Source organism: Vibrio rhodolitus (assembly GCF_003350325.1).
Lineage (GTDB): Bacteria > Pseudomonadota > Gammaproteobacteria > Enterobacterales > Vibrionaceae > Vibrio > Vibrio rhodolitus.
The window spans coordinates 131002-150266 of the sequence record NZ_QLYZ01000005.1 but is presented as its reverse complement, the minus strand read 5'-3'; the positions used below and the strand labels follow the sequence as shown (position 1 = coordinate 150266).

Genomic DNA, 19265 nt, shown 5'->3' with positions numbered 1-19265 from the left:
AGCAACTTTCTTAATTATGAGAAAGAGACCAATTGTTAATTTAGCCTGTAAATAGTCAGCAAATTATTTATTTGAGTAAGTTATAACTAAACAAAAGTCGTACCTCTAATTTACTGAAATTAGTGCTTAGTTCTTCAACTCCTTACCTCCTTCCCACCATTAAACGTAAAAAAGCCCCTGCAAGCAGAGGCTATTTAGAACACTCACAAATTCTATGCTCCGCGATAATAGCGCTGTGGCACAAATGGCATTTTCGCCACTGTCATTGCCAGCATTTTCCCGCGCACCTCGGCAAACACTTGCGTGTCTACTGCAGAGAACTCGGATGCAAGATAACCCATAGATACTGGCTTACCGGCATTCGGTCCCGCCGTACCACTGGTCACCACGCCAATCTTGTTCCCATCAGCGTCAAACAGCTCAGCACCTTCACGCACTGGCGCTTTTGTCTCACCGATAAGCCCAACACGCTTACGTGATACTTGCTTAGTTTCAATTTGCTCAAGGATGATATTAGCGCCAGGAAAGCCACCCGCACGCTCACCACCTGTGCGGCGGATTTTTTGAATGCCCCATAGAAGGCTTGCTTCAACTGGCGTAGTAGTTTCGTCAAGATCATGACCGTATAAGCACAAGCCACACTCTAAACGTAGTGAGTCACGTGCGCCTAAACCAATCCATTCAACTTCTTCTTCCGCGATAAGACGCTTGGCTAACTCTTCCGCTTGTGCATTTGGTACAGAGATCTCGTAACCATCTTCACCGGTATAGCCACTGCGTGAAATGAGGCACTCAACACCGAGCAACTCAAGCTTAGCAACATCCATAAACACCATGTCAGCTACCGCAGGTTGCAAGCGCTTAAGTACTTCAACCGCTTTCGGTCCCTGCAGCGCCAGCAGCGCGCGATCGTTTATCACCTCTAACTCAACGCCTTGTGGCAAGTTCGCCTCTAAATGTGCAATATCCTGCTTCTTACAAGCGGCATTAACCACCACAAACAAATGATCGCCCAAGTTAGCCACCATCAAGTCATCCATGATGCCGCCTTGTGGGTTGGTGAAAAACGCGTAGCGTTGATTACCTGATGGCAAATCGACAATATCCACAGGCACAAGTGTTTCGAGAAACGCCGCTGCGCCATCACCTTTTAGTCGTAACTGCCCCATGTGCGAAACATCAAACAAACCGGCTTGCTCACGCGTGTGTAAATGCTCTTTCTTCACACCAAGTTTGTATTGCACCGGCATATCATAGCCAGCAAACGGCACCATTTTTGCGCCTGCTTCAATATGCAGTGCGTGTAAAGGTGTTGTCAGTAGCGCTTCGTTCATGTGATGTCTCCAAATATCCGTTTCGAGTTCTACTTAAGAAAACTTGTTTCCGATAATAAACACGATAGCGCATTATTTGCACGATCAAACTATCATCGTCACGCCAAAGTGTGACATTTAACATTTTTAGAACATGCATTAGTTCGGCGATTGACCGGGGAATAAACTCGCAGTTGCCAATCAGAACAAGGGCGCAGCGCATAAAAAAGAGCCAGCGAATGCTGACTCTGTTTCTGATTCATCGTTACCCTATTTCCTATCGGAAACAAGCCACTATTTGGCGGTCACCCAGAGGATCAGGGCATCCTCTTCACTCACTGAGACCAGCATATGCCCCATATTGGCATCGTAATAAGCACTGTCCCCTTCCACCATTTCAACTGGCTCGTAAAATTCTGAGTAGAAGGTCACCGCACCAGAGATGATCAGCAGGAACTCTTCGCCGTCATGTCTGACCCAATCACTGTATTCTTCAAAGCTGCGCGCACGAACGCGGCTTTTAAATGGCATCATTTTCTTGTTGAGTAGTTGAGTGGCAAGAAGCTCATGCTCATAGGTTTGGGTGGGGTGCGGCTTACCTTCACCAGCACGGGTGAGATCTCTTCGCCCTGTCGCGACCTTTTTCTCTGGTGGCTCAAACAGCTGCGGCATATCGATTTGCAAGCCGTGAGCAAGTTTCTGCATGGCTTGGAAGGTTGGAGAAATTTGCTCATTTTCAATCTTGCTCAAGGTAGAACGAGCAAGCCCTGTGCGCTGGCTTGCCTCCTCAAGCGTAATACCTAAGCGACCGCGAATATCTTTAATGCGCTCGCCTAACTTAAGCGGCGCGATGGATTGCTCTTGGCTCTCTTTTGCCAAGGTCAGCGATGGATATTCATCGTAGATCTCTTCTGACATGTATCCCCCATGCAGTTACAACTTCCTGTCTTTGGTTTCATTGTGCAATAACCACTGGTAATAAAAAAGGATAAAAGTTGACCAATACGTGTTGTCGTTAACAAAATTTGAAACTATGTTTCCTATAGGAAATTTTTGGTTGATTGTTTTTACGCCAACCGTTATGTTACCAACTTGTTAGTTAGCGAGATGCTTTTGCCATTGATTCTAGAGCCACACAACGGACCAGTTGATATGGATTTACCCAGTTTGGGATGAAATTGATCGTGCTGCCAGATTCGCTTGAACCCGCAGCTTAGCCGACACACTTGAATGGGTCGACGGTGACCAAAGAGTCCATCGTAGCGTAGAACAACGATGCGATAAGATACTCAATAGCACCGCAGCCACGCCAAGTAGTAAGGAAATAAAGTCATTTACAGAAGCAAGGTTTTACCTTGTCGACCATTAAGGAAGGTCACTGATTATGAACCATCGATATCAAAATCATCATCTAGAGAACTTCTTCTCCACGCAACTCTCCGCCACTGATGACGCCGTTTTTGCCGGTATTCAAGCAGAGTACACTCGCCAAAATGAACAAATTGAGCTGATCGCTTCTGAAAACATTGTTTCTAAAGCAGTGATGCAAGCACAAGGCACTTGCCTAACCAACAAATACGCCGAAGGTTATCCGGGTCGTCGCTACTACGGTGGCTGTGAACACGTCGATACCGTTGAAGCTATCGCAATTGAGCGTGCAAAAAAGCTTTTCAACTGCGAGTTTGCCAACGTGCAGCCTCACTCAGGCGCACAAGCCAACGGCGCAGTCAAACTGGCACTACTACAACCGGGCGATACTATTTTAGGTATGTCGCTTGATGCGGGCGGTCACCTAACCCACGGCGCAAAACCAGCCCTCTCTGGCAAATGGTTTAACGCGGTTCAGTATGGCGTTGATAAGCAAACGCTAGAGATAGATTACGAAGCGGTTCGCCAACTGGCTCTCGAACATCAACCAAAAATGATCATCGCTGGCGGCAGTGCCATCCCACGTACTATCGATTTCGCCAAGTTCCGCGCCATCGCCGATGAAGTAGATGCGCTACTGATGGTCGACATGGCGCACATCGCAGGGCTTATCGCCACTGGCGCGCACCCTAGCCCACTGCCTCATGCACATGTGGTGACCACAACGACACACAAAACCCTGCGCGGTCCGCGCGGCGGGATGATCCTCACTAACGATGAAGCGATCATCAAAAAAATTAATTCAGCGGTTTTCCCAGGTCTGCAAGGCGGTCCACTAATGCACGTCATCGCCGCCAAGGCCGTCGCTTTTGGTGAAGCATTGGGACCTGAATTTAACACTTATATTGATTCGGTGATCAGTAACGCAAAAGTTCTCGCTGAAGTATTGCAAACTCGCGGGTGCGACATTGTAACTGGCGGTACTGATACTCACTTAATGCTGGTTGATTTAAGACCAAAAGGACTTAAAGGCAATCAAGCAGAACACGCTCTAGAGCGTGCTGGTATCACATGTAATAAAAATGGCATCCCATTTGATACAGAGAAGCCTATGATTACATCGGGGATCCGCTTAGGTACCCCAGCTGGTACAAGCCGCGGCTTTGGCGTAGAAGAATTTAAACTGATCGGTAATTGGATTGGCGATGTGCTTGATGGGTTGGTTGAGAACCCAGAAGGCAATGCAGAAGTGGAACAACGTGTCCGCAAGCAAGTTAAAGAGCTCTGTGCTCGCTACCCACTTTACCAATAAAAATTAAATTTGGAGATTTAGCAATGGACAAAACCCTCAAGTTTACTGATAGCCACGAATGGGTACGTGACAATGGTGACGGTACAGTCACTATCGGTATTTCTGAACATGCACAAGAGATGTTAGGCGACGTGGTATTTGTTGACCTACCAGAAGTTGAAGATTCAATCGATGCAGGCGAAAGCTTCTCACTGGTTGAGTCTGTAAAAGCCGCTTCAGATATCTACGCACCAGTAACAGGTGAGATCGTAGAGATAAACGAAGAGTTGGAAGACAGTCCAGAGCTTATCAACGAAGAGCCTTATGATGGTGGTTGGATCGCGAAAGTGAAACTTTCAGACCCAGCAGAGCTCGACGATCTAAAAGACGCCGACGAATATCTAAGCTCTATTGAAGAAGAGTAATTAAGGAAACAGCAAAAAGCTGCCCGTGAAAGTGGGCAGCTTTTTTTAAAGGTTCGTATAAGTCGTCGCGAGAGTCACTCAACTCTTTCGCAGAATATGAGCCTTTCGAAAAGGTAAAGGACAATGACAACACTACTTCAAAGCCTCAGCACTCAACATGAATTCGTTGCTCGCCACAACGGACCAAATCAAGCCGACCAGCAAAGCATGCTGGCAGCAATCAATGTAACCAGCTTGGACGAGTTAATCGCCCAAACAGTCCCTGCACAGATTCGCCTTGAGCAGCCACTCAAACTGGCTCCTGCGCAAAGTGAAGCGGATATGCTGACCGCGATGAAACAGTTCGCGGAACAAAACGAACTAAAGCGCACTTTCATCGGCCAGGGTTACTACAACACCTTTACGCCGAATGTCATTTTGCGCAATGTGATGGAAAACCCGGGGTGGTACACGGCTTACACGCCTTACCAACCAGAAATTTCGCAAGGTCGTCTAGAAGCGCTACTGAACTTCCAACAAATGGTGATGGACCTCACCGGCATGGAAATCGCCAACGCATCACTGCTAGATGAAGCGACTGCAGCCGCAGAAGCGATGACCTTATGTAAGCGCGCAGGTAAGAGTAAGAGCAACACCTTCTTCGTTGCCGCTGACGTGCACCCACAAACTATTGAAGTAGTGAAAACACGCGCTAAATTTATCGGCTTTGAAGTTTTGGTTGATGAGCTTGACTCTCTACCAACTCACGATGTGTTTGGTGCGTTAGTACAATACCCGTCAACCACCGGTGAAGTACGTGACATCACTGACCTCATTGCCAAAGCGCAAGCCAACAAAACACTCGTTGCGGTTGCGACCGATCTTCTCGCCAGTGCACTCATCAAACCTGCCGGTGAAATGGGCGCAGATGTAGTGATTGGCTCAGCGCAACGCTTCGGTGTGCCTATGGGTTACGGCGGTCCGCACGCAGCCTTTATGGCAACCAAAGACAAGCACAAGCGTACGATGCCAGGTCGCGTGATTGGTGTTTCTATTGATGCCAACGGCAACCAAGCACTGCGCATGGCAATGCAAACGCGCGAACAACACATTCGCCGCGAAAAAGCGACCTCTAACATCTGTACCGCTCAAGCGCTGCTTGCCAATATGGCGTCATTTTTCGCCGTTTACCACGGCGCAGAAGGCTTGCGTACTATCGCACGTCGCACACACCACATGACAGCAATTCTAGCGGCAGGCTTAACCAAAGCCGGTTATGAGCTAGCGCACAACAGCTTCTTCGATACCATCACTATTAACACAGCAAGTAATACCGAAGCGCTGTATCAAAAAGCACAATCTGCTGGCATCAACCTACGTTTGTTGAAAGCGAGCCAACAGCTTGGCGTGAGCTTTGACGAAACCACGACCATCAGCGATGTGGCAGCTCTATTTGCGATCTTCGATGTGCAAGAGAACGTTGCCAACCTATCAGCAGATATCGAGAACAACGAGTTCGCAGCGATTCCTGAATCTTGCCGTCGCACTTCAGATTACTTAACGCACCCTGTGTTTAACACGCACCACAGCGAAACTCAGATGATGCGTTACCTAAAACAGCTAGAGAACAAAGACTTCTCGCTGACTCACGGCATGATCCCACTGGGTAGCTGTACTATGAAGCTTAATGCCGCAGCAGAGATGATCCCGGTCACTTGGCCTGAATTTGGTGCGCTACACCCATTCGCCCCAATCGAGCAAGCCGCAGGTTACAGCGCTCTAGCGAAAGATCTTAAAGAGAAGCTGTGTGAGATAACTGGCTATGATGATTTCTCATTGCAACCTAACTCAGGTGCCTCTGGCGAGTACGCCGGGCTAATCGCGATTCAGCGTTACCACGAAAGCCGTGGTGATGCACACCGCAACGTATGTTTAATCCCAAGCTCTGCGCACGGTACTAACCCAGCAACCGCATCGATGGTTTCAATGAAAGTGGTGGTGGTTAAGTGTGACAACGACGGCAACATCGACCTTGTCGACCTCGCTGAGAAGATTGAAAAGCACCGTGAAAACCTATCGAGCATTATGATCACTTACCCTTCAACGCACGGCGTGTACGAAGAGCAAGTGAAACAAGTGTGTGAAATGGTGCACGAGGCAGGCGGTCAAGTTTACCTAGATGGCGCGAACATGAACGCGCAAGTAGGTTTGACCACGCCGGGGCTAATTGGCTCTGACGTTTCGCACCTTAACCTGCACAAAACCTTCTGTATTCCACACGGCGGTGGCGGCCCAGGTATGGGACCTATCGGTGTGAAATCGCACCTTGCACCTTTCCTACCAGGTCACATTGAAAATGGCGTAGAAGGCGAAGACTTTGCGGTATCAGCCGCCGATTTAGGCAGCGCTTCTATCCTACCTATCTCGTGGGCATACATCGCGATGATGGGTGAAGTTGGCTTAACCGAAGCAACCAAAGTAGCGATTCTTAACGCTAACTATGTGATGGAACGCCTGCGTCCACACTACCCTGTGCTATACCGTGGCACCAATGGCCGCATCGCGCATGAGTGCATCATTGATATTCGTCCACTCAAAGAAGAGATTGGCATCAGCGAAGAAGACATTGCTAAGCGCCTAATGGACTACGGTTTCCACGCGCCAACCATGTCTTTCCCTGTCGCGGGCACGCTAATGGTAGAGCCAACTGAATCGGAAGATTTGGAAGAGCTAGACCGCTTCTGTGACGCGATGATCGCGATTCGCCACGAGATGGACAAAGTGAAAAACGGTGAATGGCCACTAGATAACAACCCACTAGTAAAAGCGCCGCACACGCAAGTGGACTTATCTGCTGATGAATGGACTCGCCCATACTCACGTGAAATTGGTTGTTTCCCTTCTAAAGCGACTAAGCAATGGAAGTACTGGCCGACAGTTAACCGCGTGGATAACGTCTATGGGGATCGCAATTTGATCTGCTCGTGTCCTAGCATTGATAACTATGAAGAGTGATTTTTGATTTAAAATTCAGAGTGTTAGTTATCTTTTAGTATAGTTGAAAAGCGAACCTTCGGGTTCGCTTTTTTGCTTTATGGAGTTTCAGATCTTTGGGGTTGGTATGTCCCGCTTATACCTGAGGCGCATTTCTCTATCCAATTAGATAGCGGTCCAATTACTCTTTGTCTTGCCAAAGAGTAATCAGAAAGGCGCTTTTGTATAATTGGTGCTGTCCGGCCGGTTTGAGGCGTTCCCGACGCCGCAAACCTAAAAATTCGTCCTGAATTTTTGCCTAGTTAGGGAAGTTTGATAGCCCGAACTTGGATATTAATTGACGAGGAAATGAATAAGACCTGACCTCATTTGTTACAGAAGCGATTGTTAGCTGTATTTTCGCGTAAAACTTTAATCAAGAATTTCGCGCAAAAATATTAGCTTTGGAACCTTAATACCTTGACTATCAGCCCCCCAAACAACTGTAATGTGACCGTTAATAGATAACTTATTTTTAAGATCCATAGGCTTAATTGTTGGATCGAGCTGCAACTTAACTCTTCTTTTATGCAGAGAAGGGGCGACGACAGCCCAACCTCTTTTAGTTGAGTCTAAATCAATAGCTCGTATTTCAAGCCGAACATCATGAAAATCCTCTATAACATCTTCTGCAACTTCCGGCTTAGACTTGTACTCAGGCATTGCTCGAACCGATGCATTAGAAATTTGGATACTTGAATCTTCATTGAATGTAATCGTTGCATTAGGGTCAAGTTTCGCTGGTTTAACTACATTCAACGAGTTTTCAGCCAACTTCTCTTTATCTTTAATCGCAGAAATAACAATATTAGTGAACTCCTCGGCTGACATGTCTACCATACCAGCCCCAATTTGAATGATAGTGTTATTATTTGCCTCTACAGTAGCTTTAGCTTCTTTGTCTGACGAGGTTGACGACCTCCCTAAATAATATGCACCTCCAGAGAGAATCATTGCCACAAGCACTGCTGACAAGAAATTAGGATTTTTATTCATGATTTGTTCTATACCTAGTTTTTGCCTCGTATTCTCAATGCACTCATCAAACCTTTGCTGATTTCCAAATATCAACTTTACAACTAGGTCTTCCCATATACTGTCTGAGCGAAGCTCTTTAATGAAGACTTCAACATCGATAATTTTCGCATCAGGGAAAAGAGCTTCAAGCACTTCCGGTGCTTGTTTTACTAGGCTTTCGAATGCAATCAGTGAACGCGCAATTTCACCAACAGGAACGTATTCCTTATTGGAATAATAAATGCGCTGACTTACTTCTTGATACTGCATGCAACTTCTTAAAAGTGAGAATTATTGTGCGCATAGTATATTGTTTCATATAGGTAATCATCGACTTACTTCACTATACAGCTAAAAGCCAAATTAAGTGAGTAACACTCGCAACAACCTAAACTACTGTGCCTTAAAAACATCTAAGCTGGTTCAAACAGAAATGCCAATCGCGGCTGTTAGAACAATACTCTTGAAATATGTATCCACTGCCCCAATTAAACCATTCCTTTTAGTTGAGGTAACAATATGACAAAAAACGAAAAACTTACGCTGATCGCATCTCTCGGAGCTGCACTACTATCACTTTACACATGGTCGGAAGATGGAAAAGGCGATGACACCCAACACGCTTACGGTATTTATAGTGATTACTTAAAATCAAGAAACCAATGCTTGAATGAACAAAAGTGTGCCGGGCTTGACGACCTTGCAATTCTCACTGCTGAGAGAATTTTCACTTTAGCAAATGATGATGCAGCTTGGCTTAATACGATTACATACATCCATGCTAATGATCCAAGTTTCTTTACAGAAATACACTGCAATACCCTCAATTCAGATTTTCAAGACTTTCTAACAGAACAAGACTTAACTTACAGCTGTAAATAGAAAAGCCCCAAGTAAGGCGACAAACCTTACTTGGCATAACTCCAACGGGAACACACCTTGCCTCTACCTAGTCAGCCAATATCCAACAAATAGTCACCCAATACAGACACACCACTAGGTAAAAATTCAGGACAGAATTTTTAGGTTTTCGGCGTCGGGAACGCCTAAAACCGACCGGACAGCGACAAAGAAACCAAAGCGCCTTTCTGGTTACTCTTTGGCAAGACAAAGAGTGACTGGACCGCTTACAGAAAACCCAAAGAAATCAGTGGACTTAAAAGCGGGACATACCAACAACTAAACCACTAAACGCAAAAACGAGATCCCCGCATTCGCGAGGATGACAAAGCTTCAGGAATCAAAAGCGTCAGGTCTTGCCTTTTGCCCAGTCAATTCCCCAATACAAACACCCCACTAGGTAAAAATTCAGGACAGAATTTTTAGGTTTTCGGCGTCGGGAACGCCTAAAACCGACCGGACAGCGACAAAGAAACCAAAGCGCCTTTCTGGTTACTCTTTGGCAAGACAAAGAGTGACTGGACCGCTTACAGAAACCCCAAAGAAATCAGCAGACTGATAAGCGGTACATACCTACAACTAGGCAAGAATCCCCACCCATAACCAAATCCAAGATCAAAAAAGGCGAACCCATCCGGTTCGCCTTCCATACACTAAAACTAACAACCCGCTTACAAGCACCACCTAACCTTAATTAGACTTTGCTGCCGCCTGCTGCTCAACCATAAAGGTAATCACTGCTTCATTTAAGCACGACTTACTGACATATTGGCGTTGCTTACCCAGATGAAGAATCAAACCAAGATCGCTTTGTTCTAGTTGGTCGATTTCACCCCAAGCGATTTGGCGATCAATTTTGCCGCTTTTATAACGCACACCATCGGTGTTGATTTGCAGCATCACTTTATTGCCACGGCTTGAACTGATGGTTTGTCGCCATAGCCACCACGTTCGTTTGCAATACACACTGAAAGCTTCAACCACACTCAACACGATAAAGAACCAACCAACATAACCGTTAGGCAATAGCTCAAATTCTAATAACACTACACCAAAAATAAGAAACAGGATGGCTTTCAAATAGGCGTGCGGGAATTTAACAGGCTGGCTGGTTTGATCATAACACTCAGCAAAGAAAGGCTTATCGAGTGTGTATTCAGTGGTGAAATCGAAATCTTTAGACATGTACGGTTACTTTAAGGTTTCTGTGAATGAGTATTTCATGCTGCGCTCTGGCAACGCTTGCATTGTAGCGCTTCTCTAAGCGAATCATTAACCATTTCGACGCTGTTTTGTAAATCAATACTACCGATAACTTATGAGCTTAATAATGCGATATAGACCAGCAACTGGAAAGCTTACAGCAAAGCCAAAGAAAGCAGCAGGATAAAAGCGGAACATACCAACTCAGTTAGCTGCAACCCAAAACAAAAAGGCGAACCATTCGATTCACCTTGCATCAATTGAGCAAAATGTTTACTTCAACGGATCGTTATCCGGCAGTGCGCTATGAATCCAAACGGCTAGCCTATGTTTGATACTTGCGCCATCAAGCTTGCTTTCAGGTAATGGCGTGATCTGTTTGGCATCGACCAAGAACAAATAAATTGCTTTCACTCTTAATGGCTGTGGGGACTGAGGCAAGTCGAAACCTTGCATCTTTGCCATCTTCCCGCCAATCTCTAGTGCCTTTTTAACCAGTTTATCTTCGTTATGAAGCTTGCTGCTTTTTGACATGGTTAGAATCCTCTTCTTCACTTGGAATAAGAATACCTTAACTGTCGCAAGCCGCGTGTTAGTAAGCTCTCATATTGATAAGTTTGGGCTATATTCCATCACCCAGCGTGTTTGATTGGGTCCAAAGTAATCCGCCTCTTCAGTAATTTTACTAAAGCCAAGCGATTGATATAAACGCAGCGCTGCAGGGTTCTCTGGATCAACCGTTAAACGCACCCGTGCATAACCTTGCTGCTCTAGTAGGTGAGTCAATAACTTGCGCCCAATACCTTGGCCTTGCAGCTCAGGTGACACTGCCACGGAGAGAATCCAACCAATATCTGGCGTTTCACTCTGCGCGAGGATCAAAAATGCCAGCATCTCTTGCTCTCGAAACGCGGCAAAGCATCCTTTTGGCCAGCAATCGTAAGACTGGCGGAAAAAGAAGTCCGGCAGAGCGTGAGCGCCGAAGCATTGCTGTTCTAGCTGCGCCATCATGGCAAATTCATGTTGCTCAATTGAGCGATAAGTGACTGTCATATCAAGAGTAATCGATGTGAGGAGGAGTGCTAAAGACCGCTATATTAGCAGCACTGATTACTTTTAGGCTAGACAAGGAGGGGTGGCTAAAGGTCATTTCGCGAAATATCCGTTTTTCAGATTTTTATTGCTCTTGATCTTAATAATCAGCCAAACGTGGGAGATCACCGTACCTTTTTCGTACAATGGGTCGAATCAAAGGATTGATAACTTGGATTGCAATAATGCCCTCATATGGAACGGTTACCGTGAGAACTTTCTCACCGATCAGAACACCTCTAAATACCAATAGTGAATTGAGAGCGTCAATGCCAGCAAATGAGCATCAAGCACTCAAAATAGATCTAAGCGAAATTCTATCGCACTATTTCGAACAATATGAAAGCACTGTCACCAATGGTTATACCAACATCAACAGCGATAACCACCCTTATTTCTTTCAGCCAATATATTCGGGGCATGTTGACCTTATCAACTTTGATGCTTTAGTCACTAAACAACAGAAATATGCTTGGTGGAGCGAGTCTTTACTCAAGCAATGTGTAATCCATTTCTTTGACGATTCAATCGCTATTCTCGAACTACAAATTGACATAGCGATTAACCATGATCTAGATGCCGAACATCTCAGCAGTGGTGAGCTAGATAGCGATCTGACTCAGTTAATTAAGCTGCTCTACGAAACCTCAATTTATCCCAAGCTTGGTTTCATTGCCGATGCCCTCAACAAGAAAAAATTAGTTAACGTCATTCAACCTAAAGACTTTAGGATATTTGATGACATCAATTTTCACGCCGAAAAGCCAAGCACTGACGCCGTACTTTGGACTGGTAGAGTGATATTTCAACCACCCAACAGCACGCCACCGCAACAAACCATGCTCAAGCGTTGGATCAAAGCCGAAGATGAAATAGAAATCGAGCGACACTATATAGGCTCCGGTAACTCGCTGGTTGTCGAGTATAAGGACTTAGAGTCATGGTCTCGGGTACAGCGTATCTGCCAAGCCTATAATGCCATTTTGTACCTACTTAACACCAAGCTTAAGCAAAAATATTCCCAGTTAGCTAAGTATGATGAAAAATGTAACACTCGTAAAAGAAAGTTGAATGCCTTATTGGGACAGTCAATTCGCTCTTTGGAACATATCGAGTTTTGTCGACTGGAGTTTAAAGATGCTCATATCGGCACACAAGCCTATAGAGGGATTCTATTGACTGAAATAATTGATGCATGGCAACTTAATCAATTCGAAGAGCTAACTGTCAAACGCGCTAACCTAATTAAATCTAGAATCGATGCAATGTTAGAAGAGCAGCAAGCGGCAATAAACAGAACCGTGGAATATTTACTCTCTGGTATTGGCTGTTTGGCAATCATTGATTTAATGATCAGCTTAGTTTCAACGTCAAAATCTCTAGAAGAGGACCATGTTCCCGGGTTATTTGATCTTTTCAGAACAATGCCACAAGATGGTTCGTCATGGCTATCTGTCCTTCTAGTGATTGCCATTTTCATCTATCTCTACCGTATAAGGACTTAACGCAAATGGCACTGACAACTCAGCGAACTCGCTACATCGCCATATTCACAATTGAAGATGATATTCTCGATAAAGCATGTGAAATGTTAGGACAACATTTATCAGAGTCCTTTGGTGGTGTAACCATCTATTCTGGCGAGGGCTGCCACGGCTACTGGTCGGAGAACGCGCATCAATATCTCAATCAATACAGTGCAAATGTTCACCAAGAACAGGTCATCATAGTACAGCTTTCTGTTTTGCCTGAATTAGCCCAGCAGGCATTAGACGTACTCCAGGTTACAATTGCCGCTATCTGCAAAGATCTCAATAGCTCGACGCGATATGTGCACGTAGAAAGTGAACCCGTAACAGCACACCACTTTAAATTAGATCACAAAAAATCAAAAGCAGGCGATTAACTCCGATGTCATAGTCTTCCGTTTTGTCAGCTTTAAAACACCATCAAAACCATTAATGACTTCCATACATTTTTCAACTATTACCGACATATCAAGCGCTAGCTACGTTTGATATGTCAAGTTAACCGCCTAACTAATGTTCAATTTCATAAGTCGTTACATAACTCGAAACTTTGACGCTTTACATCTAGTGCGAGACAATGAACACTTCTCCACGAAATTGATAAACATCCGACACATTAGAGTCATTAGTAAATTATGAATAATACGACCGCGAAAAAGTCGAACCCTCTATTTGAGATCCTTTTTAACGTCTTCATCCCTTCTTTCATCTTGATGAAGTTTAGTGGCGAAGAGCATCTAGGTACGGCAATGGCACTGGTTGTTGCACTGGCTTTCCCAATTGCTTATGGCGGTATGGACCTTATCCGCAATAAGAAGTTTAACTTTATCTCTGCACTTGGCTTTGTCAGTGTGCTGCTTACTGGCGGGATCGGTTTACTAGAGCTGGATACGCGTTGGTTAGCGCTTAAAGAGGCATTAATCCCTGGTTTGATTGGTTTAGCGGTACTTGGCTCTACCTTTACACGCTTCCCATTTATGCAAAAGATGATTTTAAACGATACGGTTTTGAACCTGTCTTTAATTCAAGAACGCTTAAATGCGAATGGCAAATCAGAAGCCTTTGAACGTTGCCTTATGTCATCAAACTATTTGTTCGCGAGTACATTTGCGTTCTCATCTGCGATGAACTATTTCCTTGCCACGTGGATTGTCACCAGCCCGGCAGGCACAGCGGCGTTTAACGAAGAGCTGGGTAAACTTACTTTATACAGCTACCCAATCATTGCGATTCCAAGCATGTTGATGATGTTTGGTATCTTCTACTACGTTTGGCGTCAGATCCGCGCGATGACCTCGCTTGAAACAGAGCAGATCTTCCATACCAAGTAATCGACAAAATTTTAGGCTTTCTTTACGCCAGCCTTTTCGAAATGGCACATCTTTAACCGGATGTGCCATTTTTCTTATCATGCCAGTCTTTGACTTTTGTCTTGCAACTGGTCACTACCCGCCAGCTTGAGCCAAATTACACCGACAATGATCACTCCAAGCCAAAATGCTTGAGTGAGCGATAGCATCTGATCAAAGACAATGCCGCCAAAAACTGACGCGCCAATCGCACCGATCCCCGCCCAAACCGCATAGCCAATTCCAACATCAATCACGTTCAACGCGACACTCAAGGTATAAAGCGTTAGCAAGAAGAAGATCACTGCAGATATAGACCAGCTCAGCACGGTAAACGCCTCGCTACCACCCACACTCAGGGCGTAACCTATTTCAAATAACCCAGCGAGCAGTAGCATTATCCAAGCCTTTGTTACACTGGTTTTGTTGGTTTCTGAAGTCATATTTGTTCCCTTTCTTTAAGTCCTAACTACGTCCATTTACTTAGGCTGCACCGCTTAAGCGCAAACCGATCACACCACCAATCACCAGTGCTATCCCCAACAACTTTTTCAAACTTAAACGCTCGTTAAGAAACAACGCGCCAAGAATTACAATCCCTACCCCTGCAGTTGAAGTCCAGATGGAATAGCCCACACCAACATCAAAATCAAGCAGTGCGAGGCTTAAAAAGAAGGTCGCTATCGCGCCACTTATCAGCGTCGCGGCTGTCCAACCTGGTCGGGTAAAGCCTTTGGCATTTCCAGCTGAAATCGCAACGGCAATTTCAAACACGACTGCCGTTCCTAAATAGATCCAACTCAACATGTTTTTTTCTCCTATTTTCCCTTTTATCTCGATTAACGAGCCTAAGTCCGGCTCCACTCCATAATGAGAAACAGCGATAAATATTCGCCACTCATATACTTGCATGTGCAAGCATATTATTAATTGCGCATTTATTCGTCAATATGCTTGCGCATGCAAATAAAAATATGGGAATTTTAAGCAAGAGAAAAAAATGCTGAAAAATAGATAATAAATATAAATTTAATTCAATAAATACAATTAGTTAACAACTAGCCCCTTAAAATTCTCTAAAGAATAAATTAGGTTTGAAGCGCAATAACCGACACGCAAGCACTTTGGTTAATGCGAGGGATATCTCTTTATTCTCTTGGTAATTACATCGAAAACAGCAAAGTACATGTGTGTACAAGTTTACAAACAAGCGATATATTGATTTACGTTAAATGGTTGGGTACTAGATAGCATTAAGGATTTTGAACATGGCAGCGCAAGATGATCTTTGGCAACGAGTAAAGATCGTGGTCGACAGTGTTGAACAACAGTTAGCTAAAGAGCTACAAAGAGAGCATGGACTTGGCATCACAGAGTTTCGCGCTTTAAAGCTACTCTCTCAAGCACCTGATTCTGAACTACGTATGCAAGAACTCGCTAAACTACTAGGGCTAAGCCAAAGCTCAGTAACACGCCTTGTTGAGCGCCTAGAGCGCGGCGGGCATACTATTCGTGACTTATGCCCCAAAGATAAACGCGGCGTGTATTCAGTGATCACGGGACGTGGTCGTGAAGTAGTAAGCAAAGCGCAGCAAGATTACAACGGCTACCTCAACAACGCGTTTGAAAATGCCGCAGCGCAGCCGGAAAATCAGCACGTGATCCAATCTTTACGTACGCTTATTCAAACCGAATCAGCCATTGAGTCATAACCACTTTTCTAAGTTGAGTGACAAATCCTTGATAAAACAAAGGCGAGCTTTACTGCTCGCCTTTGCTATTTAGAATAGATACTGATTACTCGTCATCACTCTTTGGTGCAACTTTCTTCTTAGGAATAAAGACGCTGTCACCTACTGCCACGTTTTGGTAGAAACCTTTATCGCGCTTAACTGGTTTCTTCGGCGCTTTCTTCGCAGTTTGCTTGTTCTTATTGCGGTAATCCACTTTACCGTTACGAGAAACAGGCTTCTTCGGTCTTAAACCTTTGAACTTACCTTCCAAACCTTCAAGCGTTGAGAACGCTAAATCTTGATGTAGGTAAGCTTCGACGCGTTTAAAGCTATCCCAGTCTTTCGGACCTACTAATGAAACCGCATCACCTTTGTTACCAGCACGACCAGTACGACCAACACGGTGCACATATTCTTCGGTGTGTTTCGGCATATCAAAGTTGATTACGTGTGTTACGTTAGCGATATCAAGACCACGAGAAGCGACATCAGTCGTTACTAAGATCTTAAATACAGCACGCTCAAACTGACTCATGATGGTATTACGTTGAGTTTGGTTTAAGTTGCCGCTTAGTGCGATCGCTTTAAGCTTTTTCTCGTTTAGCTTAGCGGTTAGACGCTCGGTATCATCACGCGTTGCGGTAAAGATAATTACCTGACGGTACTCAGACTCTTCCAGAACACGCTCAAGGATTGCTTCTTTGTGATCTAAGTGATCACATAGGTAGAATTTTTGCGTGATGTCTTGGTGCTCTTGGTTTGAGATACCCACTGCGATGCGTTTTGGCGAATCTTGCATCTCAGCCGCAATATCGTTGACTTCCGCGTGATCCAGCGTTGCTGAGAACATTAGCGTTTGACGGCGACGGTGCTTAGCTGCGTTATTAATGCGGCGAAGCTCAGGGGCAAAACCAAGGTCTAGCATGCGGTCTGCTTCATCTAGCACTAGCGTTTCTAAGCCATCTAGAAATAGCGATTTGTGCTCAAGATGGTCAGCCAAGCGTCCTGGTGTCGCAACGATGAATTTCGGGTAACGGCGTAGCGCTTTCACTTGGTCGTTAAAGTTCTCACCACCTACGATTAGTGTTGCATCGTAAGTAAGACCGCCAAGCATCGCGCGTAGCTCACCGTAAACTTGTTTTGCTAGTTCACGCGTTGGCGCCAAAATCAAACCACGAGGATCTTTTGCTGAAAACGCTTTTGACTTAAGCGATTTGTGAAGCATAGGCAATACAAACGCCAAGGTTTTACCTGAACCGGTTTTTGATGAAGCAAGCAAATCTTTACCAGCAATCGCTACAGGGATTGCTTGTTTTTGGATATCTGTTGGCTTCTTAAACGCATAGTGGTTCAAGTTTTTTAATAAGCGATTATCTAAGCCTAAATCTTTAAACTGCAAAGTATTCTCCAAGGTCAGCTTTGGCGTGGAGCCATCAATTAAAATTAAACGCGGTATGATACCCCGAAAGTGAGCAAAAGGGATAGAGATCACAGAAAATAATCGCGACCGTCCTTGACGAAATCGTGAACAGTAACTCGTAATTTTAGTATGTTTTTGCTTCGGTCATGCAAAAAACAGCTAAATTCTTGGATTATTTTGACTTTTTGATACTGTGTAAAATGTATAAATAGAGCTACACTATGTTTGTTGCTATACATTTATGGGTATAGGACATTAATGATACTTACAAATGCAAGGAGTTCATCCATGAACAAAATGTTTATCGCAGCTGCAGCGACTTCAGTTCTTCTACTAGCTGGTTGTGCATCAGGTCCAGACGAAGCAACAACTGCAAAACTAGACGAACTAAGCAATCAAGTAAGTCAGCTAAGCCAAGACGTTAACTCTCTAAAATCTGACGTGAACAAAGCTGGCGGCGCAGCTATGGCAGCACAAGAAGAAGCAGCACGCGCTAACGAGCGTATCGACAACATCGCACAATCTTACACTAAGTAAGATCTTGCTTGTTGTTCACTACGTCTGAGTTGCGATAGCAACTGGAAAAGCAGTGAACTCACTTAAGAGCTCATAATTAAATCCGATATCATTGATATCGGATTTTTTTTATGAAATTTTGATTACTCTGACGAGAGCTTAGCCTTTGAGTGACTTAATCAATACTGAAGTGTCCATGCGCCCCAGCCCTTGTTCCTGAAGGCTGGCGTAGCGGTTATCCACTTCTTGGGTTAAAGGCAGCTCCACGCCAAGGCGCTGTGCTTCTTCTAGGCAAAAGCCTAAATCTTTACGCATCCAATCAATCGCAAAGCCGAAATCAAACTTATCTTGAGCCATGGTGTTCGCGCGATTTTCCATTTGCCATGAACCGGCAGCGCCAAACTTAAGCGTATCGACAACCTGCGCGATATCTAGCCCAGATTTTTCTGCCAAAATAAGTGCTTCACTCAAACCTTGTAAAACACCAGCAATACAGATTTGGTTAACCATCTTACAGCGTTGGCCTTGACCATTTTCACCTAGCAAGGTGCTTTGCTTTGCGTAAACATCCATAATTGGTGCCACGCGCTCAAACACCGCTTGCTCGCCACCGCACATAATAGTTAGTACGCCGTTTTCAGCCCCCGCTTGACCACCAGAAACTGGCGCATCAATAAATGCGACGCCCTGCTCTTGCGTAGCTTGTGCTAACTCAACAGCCAAGTTAGCTGAAGTGGTGGTATGGTCCACCAGCACTGCTCCCGGTTTTAAACCAGCCAACACGCCATCTTCGCCATAAATAACGCTGCGTACATCATTGTCGTTGCCCACACACACAAACACCACATCACAGCCTTGCGCCGCTTCTCTTGGTGTTTGGCAAGCGATGCCTTGGTACTCGGTTTGCCACTTTTCAGCTTTAGCAAAAGTGCGGTTATACACACGTGTCGTGTGTCCAGCTTTGCTTAGGTAACCCGCCATCGGATAGCCCATAACCCCAAGACCGATAAAAGCAACGGTTTTGCTCTCCATGTTTTACTCCCATATTATTTTTATAGTGGCTCTATCGATTCTGCACTGGAAAATTCGATAGAGTT

At 44.9% G+C, this 19265-nt stretch carries 19 protein-coding genes; 9 read left to right on the top strand and 10 right to left on the bottom strand.

Annotated elements, in window-relative coordinates; all coding sequences use genetic code 11:
- Positions 1-212: 212 nt before the first annotated feature.
- Positions 213-1334 carry a glycine cleavage system aminomethyltransferase GcvT gene (gene gcvT / locus DPF93_RS07315; protein ID WP_114765552.1) on the bottom strand — a complete coding sequence of 374 codons (1122 nt, stop codon included), beginning with the start codon at positions 1332-1334 and terminating at the stop codon, positions 213-215.
- Between the two features lie 273 nt (positions 1335-1607).
- The gene (locus DPF93_RS07310) at positions 1608-2231 is read right to left on the bottom strand and encodes a helix-turn-helix domain-containing protein (protein ID WP_114765551.1); all 624 of its coding nucleotides are present in this window, start codon (positions 2229-2231) and stop codon (positions 1608-1610) included.
- A gap of 466 nt (positions 2232-2697) precedes the next feature.
- Here DPF93_RS07310 and DPF93_RS07305 point away from each other — a divergent pair, with 466 nt between their 5' ends.
- The 3 genes from DPF93_RS07305 to gcvP all read left to right on the top strand — a co-directional run bounded on the left by DPF93_RS07305 (position 2698) and on the right by gcvP (position 7391).
- A complete protein-coding gene (locus DPF93_RS07305; protein WP_114765550.1) occupies positions 2698-3993 on the top strand; it encodes a serine hydroxymethyltransferase in 1296 nt (431 codons plus the stop codon).
- Positions 3994-4016: 23 nt separating this feature from the next.
- Entirely contained in the window at positions 4017-4397 is a 381-nt protein-coding gene (gcvH, locus tag DPF93_RS07300) for a glycine cleavage system protein GcvH (protein WP_114765549.1), read from the top strand.
- A 123-nt stretch (positions 4398-4520) separates the two neighbouring features.
- Positions 4521-7391: an aminomethyl-transferring glycine dehydrogenase gene (gene gcvP / locus DPF93_RS07295; RefSeq protein WP_114765548.1), complete on the top strand. Its 2871-nt coding sequence runs from the start codon at positions 4521-4523 to the stop codon at positions 7389-7391.
- A gap of 390 nt (positions 7392-7781) precedes the next feature.
- On the opposite strand, the gene DPF93_RS07290 is transcribed toward gcvP, so the two are convergent.
- Positions 7782-8696 carry a hypothetical protein gene (locus DPF93_RS07290; protein ID WP_114765547.1) on the bottom strand — a complete coding sequence of 305 codons (915 nt, stop codon included), beginning with the start codon at positions 8694-8696 and terminating at the stop codon, positions 7782-7784.
- Positions 8697-8945: 249 nt separating this feature from the next.
- Here DPF93_RS07290 and DPF93_RS07285 point away from each other — a divergent pair, with 249 nt between their 5' ends.
- Entirely contained in the window at positions 8946-9308 is a 363-nt protein-coding gene (locus DPF93_RS07285) for a hypothetical protein (RefSeq protein WP_114765546.1), read from the top strand.
- A gap of 708 nt (positions 9309-10016) precedes the next feature.
- Here DPF93_RS07285 and DPF93_RS07280 read toward each other — a convergent pair.
- From DPF93_RS07280 to DPF93_RS07270, 3 genes are all read right to left on the bottom strand, one after another.
- On the bottom strand, positions 10017-10511 hold the full coding sequence (locus DPF93_RS07280; RefSeq protein WP_114765545.1) for a YcxB family protein: 495 nt from the start codon (positions 10509-10511) through the stop codon (positions 10017-10019).
- Between the two features lie 291 nt (positions 10512-10802).
- Entirely contained in the window at positions 10803-11063 is a 261-nt protein-coding gene (locus DPF93_RS07275) for a DUF5062 family protein (protein ID WP_114765544.1), read from the bottom strand.
- A 69-nt stretch (positions 11064-11132) separates the two neighbouring features.
- Positions 11133-11582: a GNAT family N-acetyltransferase gene (locus DPF93_RS07270; protein WP_114765543.1), complete on the bottom strand. Its 450-nt coding sequence runs from the start codon at positions 11580-11582 to the stop codon at positions 11133-11135.
- A gap of 308 nt (positions 11583-11890) precedes the next feature.
- On the opposite strand from DPF93_RS07270, the gene DPF93_RS07260 reads away from it, so the two are divergent.
- From DPF93_RS07260 to DPF93_RS07250, 3 genes are all read left to right on the top strand, one after another.
- Positions 11891-13126 carry a hypothetical protein gene (locus tag DPF93_RS07260; protein WP_114765541.1) on the top strand — a complete coding sequence of 412 codons (1236 nt, stop codon included), beginning with the start codon at positions 11891-11893 and terminating at the stop codon, positions 13124-13126.
- Positions 13127-13131: 5 nt separating this feature from the next.
- Positions 13132-13527 (top strand): hypothetical protein, encoded by a 396-nt coding sequence (locus DPF93_RS07255; protein WP_114765540.1) that lies wholly within the window; start codon positions 13132-13134, stop codon positions 13525-13527.
- Between the two features lie 258 nt (positions 13528-13785).
- Positions 13786-14481 (top strand): VC0807 family protein, encoded by a 696-nt coding sequence (locus DPF93_RS07250; RefSeq protein WP_114765539.1) that lies wholly within the window; start codon positions 13786-13788, stop codon positions 14479-14481.
- A gap of 77 nt (positions 14482-14558) precedes the next feature.
- Here the strand turns inward: DPF93_RS07250 and DPF93_RS07245 are convergent, their stop codons facing one another.
- A complete protein-coding gene (locus tag DPF93_RS07245; protein WP_114765538.1) occupies positions 14559-14942 on the bottom strand; it encodes a DMT family transporter in 384 nt (127 codons plus the stop codon).
- 40 nt (positions 14943-14982) lie between these two features.
- Entirely contained in the window at positions 14983-15306 is a 324-nt protein-coding gene (locus DPF93_RS07240) for a DMT family transporter (RefSeq protein WP_208638773.1), read from the bottom strand.
- A 461-nt stretch (positions 15307-15767) separates the two neighbouring features.
- Here DPF93_RS07240 and DPF93_RS07235 point away from each other — a divergent pair, with 461 nt between their 5' ends.
- Positions 15768-16211 (top strand): MarR family winged helix-turn-helix transcriptional regulator, encoded by a 444-nt coding sequence (locus tag DPF93_RS07235; RefSeq protein WP_114765537.1) that lies wholly within the window; start codon positions 15768-15770, stop codon positions 16209-16211.
- Positions 16212-16296: 85 nt separating this feature from the next.
- On the opposite strand, the gene DPF93_RS07230 is transcribed toward DPF93_RS07235, so the two are convergent.
- Entirely contained in the window at positions 16297-17643 is a 1347-nt protein-coding gene (locus tag DPF93_RS07230; protein ID WP_114765667.1) for a DEAD/DEAH box helicase, read from the bottom strand.
- Positions 17644-17940: 297 nt separating this feature from the next.
- On the opposite strand from DPF93_RS07230, the gene DPF93_RS07225 reads away from it, so the two are divergent.
- Positions 17941-18189, top strand: a complete 249-nt coding sequence (locus DPF93_RS07225; protein WP_075648526.1) for an Lpp/OprI family alanine-zipper lipoprotein — start codon at positions 17941-17943, stop codon at positions 18187-18189.
- Between the two features lie 138 nt (positions 18190-18327).
- On the opposite strand, the gene DPF93_RS07220 is transcribed toward DPF93_RS07225, so the two are convergent.
- On the bottom strand, positions 18328-19200 hold the full coding sequence (locus DPF93_RS07220) for an NAD(P)-dependent oxidoreductase (protein WP_114765536.1): 873 nt from the start codon (positions 19198-19200) through the stop codon (positions 18328-18330).
- Positions 19201-19265: the final 65 nt, after the last annotated feature.

Coding starts and splice junctions, on each gene's coding strand:
- gcvT (WP_114765552.1), bottom strand. CDS start 1,334: ATGAACGAAGCGCTACTGACAACACCTTTACACGCACTGCATATTGAA.
- DPF93_RS07310 (WP_114765551.1), bottom strand. CDS start 2,231: ATGTCAGAAGAGATCTACGATGAATATCCATCGCTGACCTTGGCAAAA.
- DPF93_RS07305 (WP_114765550.1), top strand. CDS start 2,698: ATGAACCATCGATATCAAAATCATCATCTAGAGAACTTCTTCTCCACG.
- gcvH (WP_114765549.1), top strand. CDS start 4,017: ATGGACAAAACCCTCAAGTTTACTGATAGCCACGAATGGGTACGTGAC.
- gcvP (WP_114765548.1), top strand. CDS start 4,521: ATGACAACACTACTTCAAAGCCTCAGCACTCAACATGAATTCGTTGCT.
- DPF93_RS07290 (WP_114765547.1), bottom strand. CDS start 8,696: ATGCAGTATCAAGAAGTAAGTCAGCGCATTTATTATTCCAATAAGGAA.
- DPF93_RS07285 (WP_114765546.1), top strand. CDS start 8,946: ATGACAAAAAACGAAAAACTTACGCTGATCGCATCTCTCGGAGCTGCA.
- DPF93_RS07280 (WP_114765545.1), bottom strand. CDS start 10,511: ATGTCTAAAGATTTCGATTTCACCACTGAATACACACTCGATAAGCCT.
- DPF93_RS07275 (WP_114765544.1), bottom strand. CDS start 11,063: ATGTCAAAAAGCAGCAAGCTTCATAACGAAGATAAACTGGTTAAAAAG.
- DPF93_RS07270 (WP_114765543.1), bottom strand. CDS start 11,582: ATGACAGTCACTTATCGCTCAATTGAGCAACATGAATTTGCCATGATG.
- DPF93_RS07260 (WP_114765541.1), top strand. CDS start 11,891: ATGCCAGCAAATGAGCATCAAGCACTCAAAATAGATCTAAGCGAAATT.
- DPF93_RS07255 (WP_114765540.1), top strand. CDS start 13,132: ATGGCACTGACAACTCAGCGAACTCGCTACATCGCCATATTCACAATT.
- DPF93_RS07250 (WP_114765539.1), top strand. CDS start 13,786: ATGAATAATACGACCGCGAAAAAGTCGAACCCTCTATTTGAGATCCTT.
- DPF93_RS07245 (WP_114765538.1), bottom strand. CDS start 14,942: ATGACTTCAGAAACCAACAAAACCAGTGTAACAAAGGCTTGGATAATG.
- DPF93_RS07240 (WP_208638773.1), bottom strand. CDS start 15,306: ATGTTGAGTTGGATCTATTTAGGAACGGCAGTCGTGTTTGAAATTGCC.
- DPF93_RS07235 (WP_114765537.1), top strand. CDS start 15,768: ATGGCAGCGCAAGATGATCTTTGGCAACGAGTAAAGATCGTGGTCGAC.
- DPF93_RS07225 (WP_075648526.1), top strand. CDS start 17,941: ATGAACAAAATGTTTATCGCAGCTGCAGCGACTTCAGTTCTTCTACTA.
- DPF93_RS07220 (WP_114765536.1), bottom strand. CDS start 19,200: ATGGAGAGCAAAACCGTTGCTTTTATCGGTCTTGGGGTTATGGGCTAT.